At 72.2% G+C, this 14996-nt stretch carries 12 protein-coding genes; 5 read left to right on the top strand and 7 right to left on the bottom strand.

Features of this window, described 5'->3' with window-relative positions; all coding sequences use genetic code 11:
- Nucleotides 1-7 precede the first annotated feature (7 nt).
- Nucleotides 8-1156 (bottom strand): Glu/Leu/Phe/Val dehydrogenase, encoded by a 1149-nt coding sequence (locus ACGFN2_RS11005; RefSeq protein WP_393359248.1) that lies wholly within the window; start codon nt 1154-1156, stop codon nt 8-10.
- A complete protein-coding gene (locus ACGFN2_RS11000) occupies nt 1149-4124 on the bottom strand; it encodes an FAD-binding and (Fe-S)-binding domain-containing protein (RefSeq protein ID WP_393359246.1) in 2976 nt (991 codons plus the stop codon). Before ACGFN2_RS11000 ends, ACGFN2_RS11005 begins: the two co-directional genes overlap by 8 nt.
- 158 nt (nt 4125-4282) lie before the next feature.
- On the opposite strand from ACGFN2_RS11000, the gene ACGFN2_RS10995 reads away from it, so the two are divergent.
- Nucleotides 4283-5197, top strand: coding sequence for a LysR family transcriptional regulator (locus ACGFN2_RS10995; protein WP_393359244.1), 915 nt, complete (start codon nt 4283-4285; stop codon nt 5195-5197).
- 80 nt (nt 5198-5277) lie between these two features.
- Here ACGFN2_RS10995 and ACGFN2_RS10990 read toward each other — a convergent pair whose 3' ends face one another.
- Nucleotides 5278-6675: an amino acid permease gene (locus ACGFN2_RS10990; RefSeq protein ID WP_362607203.1), complete on the bottom strand. Its 1398-nt coding sequence runs from the start codon at nt 6673-6675 to the stop codon at nt 5278-5280.
- 417 nt (nt 6676-7092) lie between these two features.
- The gene (locus ACGFN2_RS10985) at nt 7093-7671 is read right to left on the bottom strand and encodes a TetR/AcrR family transcriptional regulator (RefSeq protein ID WP_362607157.1); all 579 of its coding nucleotides are present in this window, start codon (nt 7669-7671) and stop codon (nt 7093-7095) included.
- Between the two features lie 89 nt (nt 7672-7760).
- Here ACGFN2_RS10985 and ACGFN2_RS10980 point away from each other — a divergent pair, with 89 nt between their 5' ends.
- The gene (locus ACGFN2_RS10980; protein WP_393359242.1) at nt 7761-8216 is read left to right on the top strand and encodes an anthrone oxygenase family protein; all 456 of its coding nucleotides are present in this window, start codon (nt 7761-7763) and stop codon (nt 8214-8216) included.
- Nucleotides 8217-8373: 157 nt separating this feature from the next.
- Here ACGFN2_RS10980 and ACGFN2_RS10975 read toward each other — a convergent pair whose 3' ends face one another.
- The 3 genes from ACGFN2_RS10975 to ACGFN2_RS10965 all read right to left on the bottom strand — a co-directional run bounded on the left by ACGFN2_RS10975 (nt 8374) and on the right by ACGFN2_RS10965 (nt 10378).
- The gene (locus ACGFN2_RS10975) at nt 8374-8958 is read right to left on the bottom strand and encodes a hypothetical protein (protein WP_393359240.1); all 585 of its coding nucleotides are present in this window, start codon (nt 8956-8958) and stop codon (nt 8374-8376) included.
- A complete protein-coding gene (locus ACGFN2_RS10970; protein WP_362607162.1) occupies nt 8955-9332 on the bottom strand; it encodes a PadR family transcriptional regulator in 378 nt (125 codons plus the stop codon). Before ACGFN2_RS10970 ends, ACGFN2_RS10975 begins: the two co-directional genes overlap by 4 nt.
- Before the next feature lie 131 nt (nt 9333-9463).
- The gene (locus ACGFN2_RS10965; RefSeq protein WP_362607164.1) at nt 9464-10378 is read right to left on the bottom strand and encodes a LysR substrate-binding domain-containing protein; all 915 of its coding nucleotides are present in this window, start codon (nt 10376-10378) and stop codon (nt 9464-9466) included.
- 182 nt (nt 10379-10560) lie between these two features.
- On the opposite strand from ACGFN2_RS10965, the gene ACGFN2_RS10960 reads away from it, so the two are divergent.
- Genes ACGFN2_RS10960 through ACGFN2_RS10950 form a run of 3 tightly spaced genes read left to right on the top strand, consistent with a single transcriptional unit; the run spans nt 10561 to nt 14734 of the window.
- A complete protein-coding gene (locus ACGFN2_RS10960; protein ID WP_362607165.1) occupies nt 10561-11730 on the top strand; it encodes an FAD-binding oxidoreductase in 1170 nt (389 codons plus the stop codon).
- A gap of 29 nt (nt 11731-11759) precedes the next feature.
- The gene (locus ACGFN2_RS10955) at nt 11760-13151 is read left to right on the top strand and encodes a VOC family protein (RefSeq protein ID WP_362607167.1); all 1392 of its coding nucleotides are present in this window, start codon (nt 11760-11762) and stop codon (nt 13149-13151) included.
- A 53-nt stretch (nt 13152-13204) separates the two neighbouring features.
- Nucleotides 13205-14734 carry an aldehyde dehydrogenase family protein gene (locus ACGFN2_RS10950; RefSeq protein ID WP_362607169.1) on the top strand — a complete coding sequence of 510 codons (1530 nt, stop codon included), beginning with the start codon at nt 13205-13207 and terminating at the stop codon, nt 14732-14734.
- The last annotated feature ends 262 nt before the right edge of the window (nt 14735-14996 follow it).

Raw genomic sequence — 14996 nt, 5'->3', positions numbered from 1 at the left:
GCGCCGCTCAGCCGCGCGGGAGACGGCCCTTGCTCTCCATGGCGGTGCGGACCCGCTCCTCGGCGAGGCGGCGGCCGGCCGCGTGCGGGGTGATGTCCTGCTGCCGGGCCTCGTCCAGCACCGTCACGGTGTTGGACCGCAGCCGCGCCGAGACCGACTCGAAGATGCTCGCCGTGCCGGGCCGGAAGCCGGAGTAGCGGGCATCCATCGCGAAGGCGGCGGCGACCACACCACCGGCGTTGGCCACGAAGTCGGGGAGCACGGTGATGCCCCGCTCGGCGAGGACGCTCCGGGCGTCCGCCGAGGTCGGCAGGTTCGCGCCCTCCACGATCAGCTTCGCCTTGATCTCGTGCGCGGTGCCGCGGTGGATGACGTCCTGGAGCGCGGCAGGCACCAGGACATCGCAGTCCACGGTGAGTTCGGCCCCCGCGGGCAGCGCGGTGCCGGCCGGGTGGCGGGTGACGAAGTGGTCGCCGTGCTCGTCCCGCGCCGCCAGCAGGGCGCCCACGTCGAGCCCGCTGGGGTCGTACCGCACCCCGTGCGCCGTGGACACCGCCACGATCGTGGCCCCCAGCTCCGTGAACCGCTGGGCGGCCGCGCTGCCGACCGCACCGAAGCCCTGCAGGGCGACCCGGGACCCGGCCAGCGGCAGCCCCTGGTGCCGTGCCGCGGCGTCGGCCGCCTCCGCCACGCCGTAGCCGGTGACCCCGAGCTTGTCGTAGGCCACCCCGCCGAGGTGCTCGGGAGTGCCGACGGCGGCCCCGCGGTCGCCCAGCTCGTCCTGGATGATGGCGGCGTCACTCTCGGTCAGGCCCATGTCGAGCCCCATCACATACTCGCGGGGCACCTCGTTGGACAGCGCGCGGGCGAAGGCGCGCAGCACCGCCTCCTTGTCGCGGGCGGCCGGATCGGCGACGATGCCGGCCTTGGCGCCGCCGTAGAAGAGGTCGACGGCCGCCCACTTCCACGTCATGACCCGGGCCAGCCGCGAGACCTCCTCGACGGTCACACCGGGGCTCATCCGGGTGCCGCCCTTGCCGATGCCGCGGGCGGTGTTGTCGATCACCAGGACGCCCTTCATGCCGGTGCGCCGGTGCGAGACGACGACGGTCTTCTCGGGGCCCCACTCGTCGATGAGGGAGAGTGCGTCAGTCACGGGTGTGTTCCTTGTCGGTAGGAAGCGAAGGGGAGCCGGATCGGGCGGAGGGGGCGGCAGGGGGCAGCGCCTGGGCGATCAGCTGGGCGAGATGGGTGCCGCTGCGCGGGGTCTGCTGGGCGATCTGGGTACGGCAGCTGAAGCCGTCGGCCAGGATCTGGGTGTCCGCGGGGGCCGAACGCACCGCCGGGAGCAGGACCTGTTCGCCCGCGGCGACCGAGACGTCGTAGTGGCCGCGCTCGAAGCCGAAGTTGCCGGCGAGACCGCAACAGCCGGAATCGAGCGCGGTGTTGTCGATGCCCATCCGCTCCAGCAGCGTGCTGTCGGCGCCGAAGCCGGTGGTGGCGTGCTGGTGGCAGTGGGTCTGGCTGAGCGAGCGGGACTCGACCCGTGGAGGCTGCCAGTCGGGGGCGTGGTGGACGAGGAGTTCGGCGAGGGTGAGCGTGGCGCGGGAGAGGGCACGGGCGTCCGCGTCGCCATCGAGGAGTTCGGGGAGATCGCCCCTGAGGGCCGCCGTGCAGCTCGGCTCCAGTCCGACGACGGGGAGGCCGGCGCCGACGGCGGGGGCCAGGGCCGCGGTGGTGCGCCGGGCGACGCGGCGGGCCGTGCCGAGCTGACCGGTGGTGATCCAGGTGAGTCCGCAGCACTGGGTGCCGTCCGGGACCTGCACCCGGAAGCCGGCGTCCTCCAGCACGGCCACACCGGCCTGGAGGACCTCGGGGCTGAAGTGGTTGTTGAAGGAGTCGACCCACAGCACGACCGGGCCACGCCGGCCGTCTCCCTGCGGCGTACGGCGGCGGAACCAGGTGAGGAAGGTCTGTGGGGCGAAGCGGGGGAGTTCCCGCTCCGGGGCGATCCCGCCGAGGCGCTTGACGGCCGGGGCCAGCCGGGACGAGGTGAGCGCGTTGACCACTCCAGGGGCCCGTGCAGCCAGCCGTGACAGCAGCGGCAGCCAGCCCATGGTGTAGTGCGAGGCGGGCCGCAGCCGCCCCTTGTAGTGGTGGTGCAGGAACTCCGATTTGTAGGTGGCCATGTCCACCCCGACGGGGCAGTCGGCGCTGCACCCCTTGCAGGACAGGCACAGATCGAGGGCGTCGCGTACCTCGGTGGAACGCCAGCCGTCGGTGATCACTTCGCCCTGCGTCATCTCGTACAGCAGCCGGGCGCGGCCGCGGGTGGAGTCCTTCTCGTCGCGGGTGACCCGGTAGCTGGGGCACATGACATCGCCGCGGTGCGCGGTGGAGCGGCACTTGCCGACGCCGACACAACGGCGGGTGGCCTTGGCGAAGTCCCCGTCGTCGGCGTGGAAGGGGAACACGGTGGCCAGCGGCAGCGGCGTGCGGTGCGGGCTGACGCGCAGGTTGCCGTCGAGCGGCAGCGGCCGGACGATCATGCCGGGGTTGAGGCCGTTGTCGGGGTCCCAGACGCCCTTGAACTCCTCGAACAGGGCGATGACGTCGGGGCCGTACATCAGCGGCAGCAGCTCGGAGCGGGCCTGCCCGTCGCCGTGTTCGCCGGACAGCGAGCCGCCGTGGGCGGCGACCAGCCGGGCGGCGTCGGTGACGAAGGCGCGGAAGACGGCGGTGCCCTGCTCGGTGCCGAAGTCGAAGTTGATCCGGACGTGCAGACAGCCCTCGCCGAAGTGCCCGTAGACGGCGCCCTGGAGTCCGTGGCGGTCCAGCAGCTCGGTGAACTTCCGCAGATAGGAGCCGAGTTGCTCGGGCGGGACGGCCGCGTCCTCCCAGCCGGGCCAGGCCTCCGAGCCTCCCTCAGCCCTGGGGGGCTGGGAGGTGCCCCCAGGCATACGGGTGGCCAGCCCCGCACCGTCCTCGCGGATGCGCCACAGGGTGCGGGCGCGCGCGGCATCGGTGACGACCTCACTGCCGGTGCATCCCGCGGCCTGCCGCGCGGTCTCGGCCAGCTCCTCGGCCTGCCGGGGCAACGCGTCCGCGGTGCCGCCGAGTTCGGCGAACAGCCAGGCCCGCGCGGCCGGCAGGGTGTCGATCGCGGCCCTGGTCGCGGGCCGGGTGACGATGTCGGTCAGCGCGTGGTCGAGGCCCTCCAGCGCCAGCGGCTGATGCTTCAGCAGGGCGGGGACCGCGTCGGCCGCGGCACAGGCGTCCGCGAACCCCAGGACGACCAGGGCCCGTGCCGGGGGCGGGGACACCAGACGGACGGTGGCCGAGAGGACGACGGCCAGCGTGCCCTCGCTGCCGACCAGGGCCCGCGCGAGGTTGAAACGCCGCTCGGGCAGCAGCTGTTCCAGTGCGTAGCCCGACACCTGCCGCGGGAACTGCCCCAGTCCGGTGCGCAGGGTCGCCAGATTGCGCTGGGCGAGCCGGTGCAGGGACGCGATCAGCCCGCCGCGGTCACCGCCCGCGGCGATCGCCTCGTCGATCTCCTCCGTGGTCATCTCCCCGAGCCGGACCACCGTGCCGCGGTAGGTGGCCACCTCCAGTTCCAGGATGTTGTCCGCGGTGCGGCCCCAGGCGAGGGAGCGCGAGCCGCAGGCGTTGTTGCCGATCATGCCGCCCAGCGTGCAGCGGCTGTGGGTGGACGGATCGGCGCCGAAGAGCAGCCCGTGCGGGGCGGCGGCCTCCTGCAGAACGTCCAGCACGAGGCCGGGCTCGACGGTCGCGGTCCGGGCCCGCGGGTCCAGGGCGAGCAGCCGGTGGAAGTGCCGGGAGAAGTCCAGCACCACGCCCGGTCCGACGGCCTGCCCCGAGGTGCTGGTGCCCGCGCCGCGCGCGGTGACCGGCACTCCCAGTCGGCGGCAGACGCCGAGCGTGTTCAGGATGTGCCGCCGCTCGCGGGGGAAGACGACGGCCAGCGGGATCTGGCGGTAGTTGGAGGCATCGGACGCGTACTGTGCCCGGCGGCCGGCGTCACCGGCGACCTCTCCGCAGTCCCCCGCGCCGAGCGCTTCGGCCACCGCTGCCGCGTCGAGGCCCTGCGCTGTTGTGGTCACCGTGCTTGCTCCCTTGTGCCGACCGAGATCACGTTCCGCCTGGTGGGACCACGATGTGCGCAGGACGGGGGGTGGGACAAGGCCCAGCAGGGCGAAAGTATTGACGCTTGAGGGCAATGAATGCTTATGCTCGCCTCCCGCGTCCCTGGGAGCCTGCCGTGCTGAAAACCCTGCATCTGCTCACGCTCAAGGCCGTCGTCCGCAGCGAGTCCTTCGCCCTCGCGGCCCGCGATCTCGGCTACACCGCCTCCGCCATCTCGCAGCAGATCTCCGCCCTGGAGAAGGAGACCGGGCTGGTGCTCTTCGAGCGGGAGGCGCACGGCATCCGCCCCACCGCGGCGGCCCACCGGCTGGTCGATCTCAGCACCCATGTGCTGGCCGCCATGGACGATCTGGACCACCAGGTGCAGGAACTCGCCACCGGCGCCACCGGCCGGCTGCGGCTGGGGAGCTTTCCCACCGCCGACGTCCGGCTGGTGCCCTCGGCGCTGTCCGCCCTCGTCGAGACCCACCCGCGCGCCCAGATCCAGCTGGAGGAGGCCGAGCCCGAAGAGCTGCTCGCCGCGCTCAGCCACGGTGAACTGGACGTCGCGCTGGTCTACGAGTACGGGCTCAGCCCCCGCCAGTGGCCCGCCGGACTGACCCGCCATCACCTTCTCCGGGAGGACCTCCTGCTGCTCAGGGCCCGTGGCAGTGGCCTGAGCGCACAGTTGCCCCAGCTGTCCGGCGCTCGCTGGATCACCAGCCGGGAGGACACCGCCGGGGCGCGGTCGTTCGTCCGGCTGTGCGCCGCAGCGGGCTTCGAGGCGGCCGTCGCCTTCCGCAGCAACAACTACGCCGTGGTGCGGGAGCTGGTGTCCGCCGGCCTCGGCGTGGCCGTGGTCCCGGCACTGGGCCACCAGCCCAGCGAGGGCGTCGAGGCGACCCGCCTCACCCAGCGCTCCGCCCACCGCCAGGTGATGGCGCTGCACCGCGGTGAGAACAGCAACCCGCTGCTCCCGGCCGTGCTCAGCTGTCTGCGCCGCGCGGTGCCGTCCGGCGATCCGCATCTGCATCCGGCGGAGGCCGGCTGACGGCCCCGGACGGAGGCGGGCTCCGTCCCTCCCGGGGAGGGGGGAGGGACGGAGCGCCGGCAGGGGCGGCCGGCCGCCCGTCACGGCACAGGCGTGGGCTCGGCCTCGTCGGATTCGGACATGTCGTCCAGGGCGTCGAGATCCACCGAGCCTCCCGGCATGACCTGCCGGGTGCGCCGGTAGCCGTACGCCGCGTAGATGACCAGGCCGACGAGTAGCCAGCAGCCGAGCCGCACCCAGGTCTCCCACTGGAGGAACGACATCAGCCAGAGCGAGAAGACGATGCCGAGCACGGGCACCACCGGCATGCCCGGACACCGGAAACCCCGCTTGAGGTGCGGCTTCTTGTAGCGCAACACCAGCACGGAGGCGGAGACCACCACGAACGCCAGCAGCACGCCGATATTGGTGAGTTCGGCGACGGCGTTGATCGGCAGCACCCCCGCCAGCACGGCCGACACCGCGCCGATCAGCCAGGTGGCACGGTGCGGCACCTTGCGCTTGGGGTGGATGGCGCCGAACCAGGCGGGCATCAGACCGTCCCGGCTGAGGGCGTACCACAGCCGCGAGGCGCCCATCATGAAGGAGAAGGTCACGGTGACGATGCCGATGACCGCGCCGACCGCGATCACATTGGCCAGCCCGCTGAGCCCCACGCTCTGGAACGCGCTGGAGATCCCGCTCTTCGGGTTGATCTCGCTGTAGTGCTGCATACCGGTGAGCACGACGCAGACCAGCACGTACAGCACCATGGAGACCGCCAGCGACAGCATCATCGCCTTCGGCAGCTTGCGCCGGGCCTCCAGCGACTCCTCGGCGGCCGTACTCAGCGCGTCATAGCCGAACACGGCGAAGAAGACCGTCGCCGCCCCGGTGAACGCCCCGCCGAGACCGAAGGGCGCGAAGGGCTGCAGATTCTGGCTGTCGACCTTGGTGAAGCCGACCACGATCACCAGCAGCACGATCGCGATCTTGACGATGGTCAGCACCGTCTCCACCCGCGCCGAGGTGCGGGTGCCACGAGTGAGCAGCCAGGCCACGCCGAGACAGATCGCCACCGCGAGCAGATCGATCCGGTGGCCGGTTCCGGTGCCGGGGGCGCCCAGGGCCCAGGTGGGCAGATGCACGCCGACGGCCTCCAGCAGGAATCCCAGGTAGCCCGACATCCCGATCGCCACGACGGCGACGATGGCGGTGTACTCAAGGAGCAGGTCCCAGCCGACGATCCAGCCCACGATCTCCCCGAGCACCGCGGCGCAGTAGGTGTAGGAGGAGCCGGCTTTCGGCACCATGCCGGCGAACTCGGCGTAGGCGAAGGCCGCGCAGAGCGACGCGGCACCGGCCACCAGGAACGAGATCAGGACAGCGGGACCGGCCACGTCCCGGGCGACGGCCGCGGCCAGACTGAAGATGCCGGCCCCGATGATGGCGCCGATGCCGATCATCGTCAGCTGGGTCAGGCCCAGGGTGCGCACCATGCGCGCACCGGTGGGCTGTTCCTTCGGAAGTGTGCGCCTGAAGACCCCCTCGGGGCCTCTTCCCAGCAGCGCGGGGAGTGCGGATTTCGGGGTGTGATGGGGGGACATCGATCGCTCCCTGTCAGGCAGCGGCGGCACGACGGGCCACCGTCGTGGCGTGGGTCACCACTGGCCTGAAACCTTCACTCACGATCCGCCCCGGCAAAAGAGACCGCAGCGCGACAACTTGCGGTGCTGAGCACAAGGAAATCTGGCGAACCCGGGCCGCAGGGCGAGCAGGCCGGGCTCTTGTGTAGAGGGCACCTTGTTGCCCGGGGTGGGGCAACTCATGCCGGGCGTGCGGGTGTTGAGCGGGGAGCTGTCCATGGCGCGAACCGCTCGGGAGATCTCGCCGGGCGTCCGTCCGGGGTGGGTGTGTCAGAGCATGGCGAGCCGGTCCACCAGCAGCTCCACCCTCCGCTCGGTGTCCTCCGGCGGCAGCCGTCCCGCTCGGGTCAGGGTGGCCAGCCCGTGCAGGGCGGCCCAGAACACCTCGGTGAACAGCGCCGGGTGGACGCCGTCCCCGGCGACCTCGCCGAGGCTTTCCAGCAGGGCGGCGAACGCGTCCTTCAGCGGCTCCGGGGTGTCCTCGTCCGCGAACGCCAGGCCGCCGTCGAGCTGGAACATGGCGTCGTAGACCGCCGGGTTGCGTGCGGCGAATGCGAGGTAGGTGCGGGCGAGGGCGGTAACCCGGGCGCGAGGTCCGTCCGCGGCGGAGGTCGCGGCCCGCAGCGCCGCGGCCATCTCGGCGGCGCCGTTGAGGGCGACGGCGCCGATGATCTCCCGCTTGCCACGGAAGTGGCTGTAGAGGACGGGCTGGCTGTATTCGATGCGCTCGGCGAGCCGGCGGGTGGTGACCGCGTCCCAGCCCTGCTGCTCGGCGAGTTCGCGGGCCGTCGCCACGATGAGGCGCTCGCGCTCCACCCGTTCACGCTGCTTGCGTTCCTGTACCGACATGGTTCGACCCTAGCACCGCTAGACAAGCGAGCGACAGCAGCACTAGCGTTGCCTCAATATCTAGCAGCACTAGATTGCAGGAGGGTGTCATGCTCAACGCACTCGAGGTGTTCACCATCGTGGTCGTCGGCGTGATGGTGGGGGTGGAGTTCTCCGTCGCCTTCGTCATCAATCCGATCCTCAACGCACTCCCCGGCGACGCTGACCAACTCGGCCGCGCCCACGGGGGCCGGCTGCTCGGCGCGGTGATGCCGGTCTGGTACATCACCTCGCTCGTCCTGGTCGCGGTCTGGGCCGTCGCCGGGTGGCACCACCACGGCACCGGCCTCGTCGTCACCGCCGGCGCGCTGCTGATCCTCAGCGTGGTCATGTCGATCCTGCTGCTCGTCCCGATCAACAACCGGGGCAAGACGTGGACCCCGGACAACCGGCCCGCCGACTGGAAGCAGCAGATGAACCGCTGGGACCGCCTCCACTACGTCCGCGTCGCCGTCATCATCACCGCCTTCGCCCTGCTGGTCGCCGCCCTGGACGGCGCCGCGTAAAAACCGGCACTCGACGAGTCGCGCTACGACCCGCCCGCACTGGGCAGTTGCTGTCGGGATCACCGTGCGGACCGGTGGCAACGGCTCGATCCGAGCCCACTGCACGCCGCCCAACGCCGTCCCTGGACCGGCGATCGGATGATCCAGGCGAAACGGCCTAGTCGACGCCGGGCGCGGCGCTTTTCCTGCCCCGCGCATCGGCGACGGCGTACGGCAGTCCGGGGAGGAGCAGCACCGGGGCCGCCCACAGGGGCAGGGTGAACAGCGCCCCGTCGCCGCCCAGCCACAGGGAGAGCAGTACTGCGGCCAAGCCGGCGGCAAGGGCGACCGCCAGGGTCCTGCCGAGCCCCAGGCTGCCGCGCCGTAGCTCCCAGGCGACCGTGACCGCTGCGAGGACGGCCCAGAAGGCGACATCGTCCACGCGCACGACCCGTTCGGTGGTCCACCGGACCAGACACGTGATCAGTAGCAGGCAGCCGATCACGAAGCAGACCATCGCCGCCGTGCGCAGCAGTCGGCGGGCAAACGGAGTGCGGGCCCGCGCCCAGGACGCGGCGAACTCCTTGACGTCGTCACCCACGACGTCCTGGGGCGTGCGGCCTGCGGCCGCCGCGTCCTCCAGATGGGCGGAGAGCTCGTCGAGCATCTCCCGGACAGATCCGTCGTCGATGCCGCGGTACTCCCAGTTGCTGCGGCAGACCGCGAGTATCTGCCGGCTCGTCATGGTGCGCTGGTCCGTCATGGTGCGCTTTCCCCCGTGGATTCGGTGGCGTCCAGAATCCGCCCCACACGCCCGCTGAAGGCGTGCCACACGGCCCGGCCGCCCGCCAGTTCGGCCCGTCCCGCTTCGGTCAGGCGGTAGTACTTGCGTGGGGCACCACCGCTGGCCGACGGGGCGCGGAACGAGGAGATGACCCCGTCCCGCTCCAGTCGGGCGAGCAGCGGATAGATACTGCCTTCGCTCACGAGGTCGAGCCCATTGTCGGCGAGTGCCGCCACGAACTCGAAGCCGTAGCGCGGCCGTTCGGCGATCAGCGACAGCAGGCACAGATCGAGCACCCCGCGCAGCAGCTGACTACGACGCTGGTCACCGGTGGCGGGCAGCCCCTTTGTCATGCGGTACAAGATAGTGGCCATTGTCATGCGCCGCAAGATACTTGTGGCGCATGACAATGGGGCAATGGGTCTCTCCGAGGCTCAGGTACCCGCGGCAGGTCCGACTTCAGAAAGGGTCGGCCCGGGCAGTCCTAGTCGGCCGGGGTGTTCCGTGCCCCGGACACCGCCCGCAGGACGTCGACCAGAGCCGTCACCGTGGGGCGGTGCTCGACGGAGGAGCGGAACATCACCACGATGTGCCGCTCGATCCGCTCCCGCAGCCGCACCACGTCCAGCCGGGAGGCCCGCAGGCCGAGCATCAGGTCCGTCACCGGGCTCACCCCGATCCCGGCCTCGACGAGTGCCAGGGTGGCCGCGGTGTCGGTGACCTCGTGCTGCACCCGCGGCTCGACGCCCGCCCGTCGGCAGGCGGTGCGGACCGCGCGTCCGTAGTAACTGTCGGCCGACGGCAGAATCCAGCCGAGGTCCTGGGTCTCCGCCAGGCCGGTCACCTCGCGGCCCGCCATCGATCCGGCGGGCACCGCCAGCGAGAACCGTTCGCGGTACAGCCGCCGCACCCGCAGGGCGGGCTCACGCGGGATCGGCACGTCCGGGTAGTCCAGGCCGAGTGCCAGGTCCACCGCGCCGGACGTGACGGCGTCGTGCACCTCGTCGACATCCATGTCGCGGCTCTGCACCGTCAGCCCGGGATGGGCCCGCCGGGCCTCCTGCAGCGCCGGTGGCAGTAGCTCGGCGGCCGCCGTGGCGAACAGCCCCACCTGGAGGACGCCGGAGATCTCGTGCCGGGTGCGCTCCAGGGCCTCGACGGCCTCCGCCTCCGTGGACAGAATCCGCTCCGCGTGCCGCGACAGGGTCCGGCCGGCATCGGTCAGCTCCACCCGCCGCCCGACCCGCCGCAGCAGCTCCATGCCCGCCGCCTTCTCCAGCGCGGCGATCTGCTGCGACACCCCGCCGGGCGTGTATCCCAGGGCCTGGGCCGCCGCGGTGATCGTGCCGCGCCGGGTCAGTTCCACCAGGGACCGCAGCTGGGCACTCGTCCAATCCATATAGAGATCCTAATAGATCAGACGCAGTAACTGTTCGTAGACGTCAACGGTTGGAGTCCTGCACGATGACGGGCAGCTAGCTGATCAGCTCTTCTCGCCATGCACTGACAGCCCAGCCCCGGTGCCCGGCACACGCCCACCGGCACCGGGCCGGGCCCTCGGAAGGGATCGGCCTCTTGTCCATGTCATCCACCTCCCGCACCGTCCCGCCCACGGCCGACGTGGTGATCGTCGGCGGCGGTGTGATGGGCACCAGCATCGCGTTCCACCTGGCCGAGGCCGGGGTGACCGACATCGTCGTCGTCGAACGAGGTGAGCTGGGCAGCGGCAGCTCGGGCAAGCCGATCGGCGGCGTGCGGGCGCAGTTCTCCGACCCGCTCAACATCGCCCTGGGCAGCCGGAGTCTGCGCGCCTGGCAGGACTTCCCCCAGCGGCCCGGCGCCGACATCCGGCTGGACGGCGTCGGCTATCTCTTCCTGCTGACCAGCGACCGGCAGGCCGCGGACTTCGAGAGCAGCGTCCACCTCCAGAACGAGCTGGGCGTCCCCAGCCGCATGATCGGCCCCCGCGAGGCACAGCAGCTGTGTCCCTACCTCAGCACCGACGGGCTGGTGGCCGCCGCCTACTCACCGACCGACGGCCACGCCCGGCCCGGACTCGCGGTCCAGGGCTATGCGCGCGCCGCCGCGCGGGCGGGCGTGGCCTTCGCCCCGCACACCGCCGTCACCGGCCTCGACACCACCGGCGACCGGGTCACCGCCGTCCACACCGACCACGGCCGGATCGCCTGCTCCACCGTCATCTGCGCCGCGGGCGCCTGGTCCGCACGGATCGGCGAGATGGCGGGCGTCCCCCTCCCGGTGCGCCCGGTGCGCCGCCAGCTCGCCTTCACGGCGCCGCTCACTCCGCCCGCCCCGCGCATCCCCTTCACCATCGACTTCGCCTCCACGGCCTACTTCCACAACAGCGACGACGGCCTGCTCTTCGGCCTCGCCGACCCCGGCCAGGCCGACGGCTTCGACACCACCTGGACACCGGACTGGCTCCCGCTCTTCCGCGCCGCTGTCCGCCGCCGGGCCCCCGCCCTCGCCGGCCTGGAGACCACCGACGGCTGGGCCGGACTGTACGAGGTCACCCCGGACCACAACGCCCTGATCGGACGCTCCGGCACCCTGCCCAACTTCCTGTACGCCACCGGGTTCTCCGGCCACGGCTTCCTCCAGGCCCCCGCGGTCGGCGAGATCATGCGCGACCTCCACCTCGGCCGCGCCCCGTTCGTGGACGTCACCCCGCTCAGCGCCGACCGGTTCACGACCGGTGCCGACATCCGCCCCGAAGCACACGTGGTGTGAGTTCCCCCGACCGAAAGGCAGACCCGTCGATGTTCAGCCAGTGGCAACTGCGCGCCGCCTTCGCGCGGCGGCTCTCCGAGATGTACGGGCGGGAGGTGCCCGCCTACACCACGCTCGTGGACGTCTCCCGCGAGGTCAACGAGGAGGTGCTGCGCGAGCAGGGCGCCGACGCCGAGCGCCTCGGCTCCATCAGCCGGGTGACCGCGGAACGGCACGGCGCCATCCGGGTCGGCACACCCCGCGAACTCGAACAGGTCGCCCGCATCTTCGGCGCCCTGGGCATGCACCCGGTCGGCTTCTACGACCTGCGGGAGGCCGCCGCCAGCGCGGTCCCCGTCGTGTCGACCGCCTTCCGTCCCGTCGACGGCGGGGAGCTGGCCCGGAACCCGTTCCGCGTCTTCACCTCCATGCTGACCCCGGCGGACCCCCGGTTCTTCGACCCCGAACTCCGCGACCGGCTGGAGGACTTCCTCGCCGGACGCCAGCTGTTCCCCCCGGAGCTGCTGGCTCTCGCCGACCGCGCGGAGGCCGCCGGGGAACTGTCCGACACGGACGCCGAACGGTTCCTGCACCTCGCCGTGCAGGCCTTCGAACTCTCCCCGGAGCCCGTCGACAAGGCCTGGTACGAAACCCTGGAGCAGGTCTCCGCCGTCGCCGCTGACATCGGTGGCGTGCGCAGCACCCACATCAACCACCTCACCCCCCGCGTCCTCGATATCGACGCGCTCTACCGGCGGATGACCGAGCGCGGCATCGAGATGATCGACACCATTCAGGGGCCGCCCCGGTGGCAGGGCCCCGATGTCCTGCTGCGCCAGACCTCGTTCCGTGCGCTCGCCGAGCCGCGGGCCCTGCGCACCCCGGACGGCAGCGTGACCAGCGGCGCCCTGCGGGTGCGCTTCGGTGAGGTCGAGGCCCGCGGGATCGCCCTCACCCGCCAGGGCCGGGCCCGTTACGACGCGTTGCTCGCCCGGGTCGACGAACGCGCCGCCCGCGACCCGCAGGCCGACCGGGCCGACGTCGCCCGCGCCCTGTGGGCGGAGGCCTTCCCCGACACCGAGCGCGCCCTCGCCGCCCAGGGCCTGGCGCACTTCACCTACCACGTCGCGTCCGACCGCCCGGCCGACGGCAGCCGCCCGCCCGCCGACCTCGACGCCCTGCTGGAACAGGGCTGGGTCCGGGCCGAACCCCTCGTCTACGAGGACTTCCTGCCGCGCTCCGCGGCCGGCATCTTCCAGTCCAACCTCAGCGACGAGGGCTCCAGGCACCACGACCGCACTGGCATCGCCTACGACAGCGCCTGGCTCTCCGGCGCCATCGGCCGTGAGGTCCTGGACCCCTTCGACCTCTACGAGGAGCAGCAGAACCGCTCCCTCGGGCGGGTCGCCAGGGAACTCGCCCTGGACGGCCTGCCCGGCTGACCCGGCTCACCCGGCCGATCCGTCACCCCACCCCTCCCCACCCAAGGAGCATCATGACCGCCACCGCCCTCCCCACCACCGAGGACCTGCGCACCCGCGCCCTTGCCGCGCTCGGCCGCGTCGGCGTCACCGTCCCGGAAGGCGAGGACTTCCACGCCCGCAGCCCCATCACCGGGGAAGACCTCCTCGGCCTGCGGGCCGCCACCGCGGCCGACGCCGAGGACGCCCTCGCCGCCTCCCGCGAGGCGTTCCTGACCTGGCGCACCACCCCGGCGCCCCGGCGCGGCGAACTCGTCCGGCGCCTGGGGGAGTTGCTGCGTGAGCACAAGAGCGACCTGGCCGACCTCATCACCATCGAAGCGGGCAAGATCCGCTCCGAGGCGCTCGGCGAGGTCCAGGAAATGATCGACATCTGCGACTTCGCGGTGGGCCTGTCCCGCCAGCTCTACGGGCGCACGATCGCCTCCGAGCGCCCCGGGCACCGCCTCGCCGAGACCTGGCACCCGCTCGGCGTGGTCGGGGTGATCTCGGCGTTCAACTTCCCCGCCGCCGTCTGGTCGTGGAACACCGCCGTCGCCCTGGCCTGCGGCGACACCGTGATCTGGAAGCCCTCCGAGCTGACCCCGCTGATCTCGCTGGCCTGCGACCGGCTGCTGGACCGGGCCGCCGAGGAGACCGGAGCCCCGCGCGAGGTGCACCGCCTGCTGCTGGGCGACCGCGCCGTCGGCGAGAAGCTGGTGGACGACCCCCGGGTCGCGCTGGTCAGCGCCACCGGCTCGACCCGCATGGGACGCGAGGTCGGCCCCCGCGTCGCCGCCCGCTTCGGCCGCACCCTGCTGGAACTCGGCGGCAACAACGCCGCCGTCGTCGCCCCCTCCGCCGACCTCGACCTCGCCGTCCAGGGCATCGTCTTCGCCGCGGCCGGCACCGCCGGGCAGCGCTGCACCACCCTGCGCCGCCTCATCGTCCACCAGGACATCGCCGACACCCTCATCACCCGGCTGACCGCCGCGTACCAGAAGCTCCCCATCGGCGACCCCTTCGACGAGACCACCCTCGTCGGCCCCCTCATCACCCCGCAGGCCCTGGCCACCATGCAGGACGCCCTCACCCGCGCCCAGGCGGAGGGCGGCAAGATCCTGGCCGGCGGCAACCGGCGCCTCACCGACGCCGCGCCCCACGCCGGCTACGTCGAGCCGGTCATCGTCCGCGTCGACGCACAGACCGACGTCGTCCGCGAGGAGACCTTCGCCCCGATCCTGTACGTGCAGACCTACGAGACCCTGGAGGAGGCCATCGCCCTGCACAACGACGTCCCGCAGGGCCTGTCGTCCAGCATCTTCACCCGGGACCAGCAGGAGGCCGAGCTCTTCCTGTCGGCGGAGGGCTCCGACTGCGGTATCGCCAACGTCAACATCGGCACCTCCGGCGCCGAGATCGGCGGCGCCTTCGGCGGGGAGAAGGAGACCGGTGGCGGCCGCGAGTCCGGCTCCGACGCCTGGCGCGCCTACATGCGCTCCGCCACCAACACCATCAACTACTCCAGCCGGCTCGCCCTCGCCCAGAACGTCAGCTTCCTTTAGGCACCGGCCGCTTGACGGCCCGCCGTCCGCATGAGCGGAACCCGTGCCCCCGCCCCGCTTCCGAGCCGGGGCGGGGGTTCGCCGTGTTCACCGGAGGCCGGGCCGGCCGGGTCCGGCAGCGGCCACAGGCGCCGGGAAGTGCCCGGATATCGGGCGCCGGCTGCCGTTTTCCGTCAAACACCGCTCCGCGCGGAGACATCCGTTGACGCCGGGGGTGCCGCGTGTGATGGTACGGCGGCTTGGGTCATGGACATGTCTTCTC

Source organism: Streptomyces sp. NPDC048612 (genome assembly GCF_043199295.1).
Taxonomy (GTDB): domain Bacteria; phylum Actinomycetota; class Actinomycetes; order Streptomycetales; family Streptomycetaceae; genus Streptomyces.
Note: the sequence above shows the minus strand (reverse complement) of the source record. Positions and strands in the feature narration are given on the sequence as shown.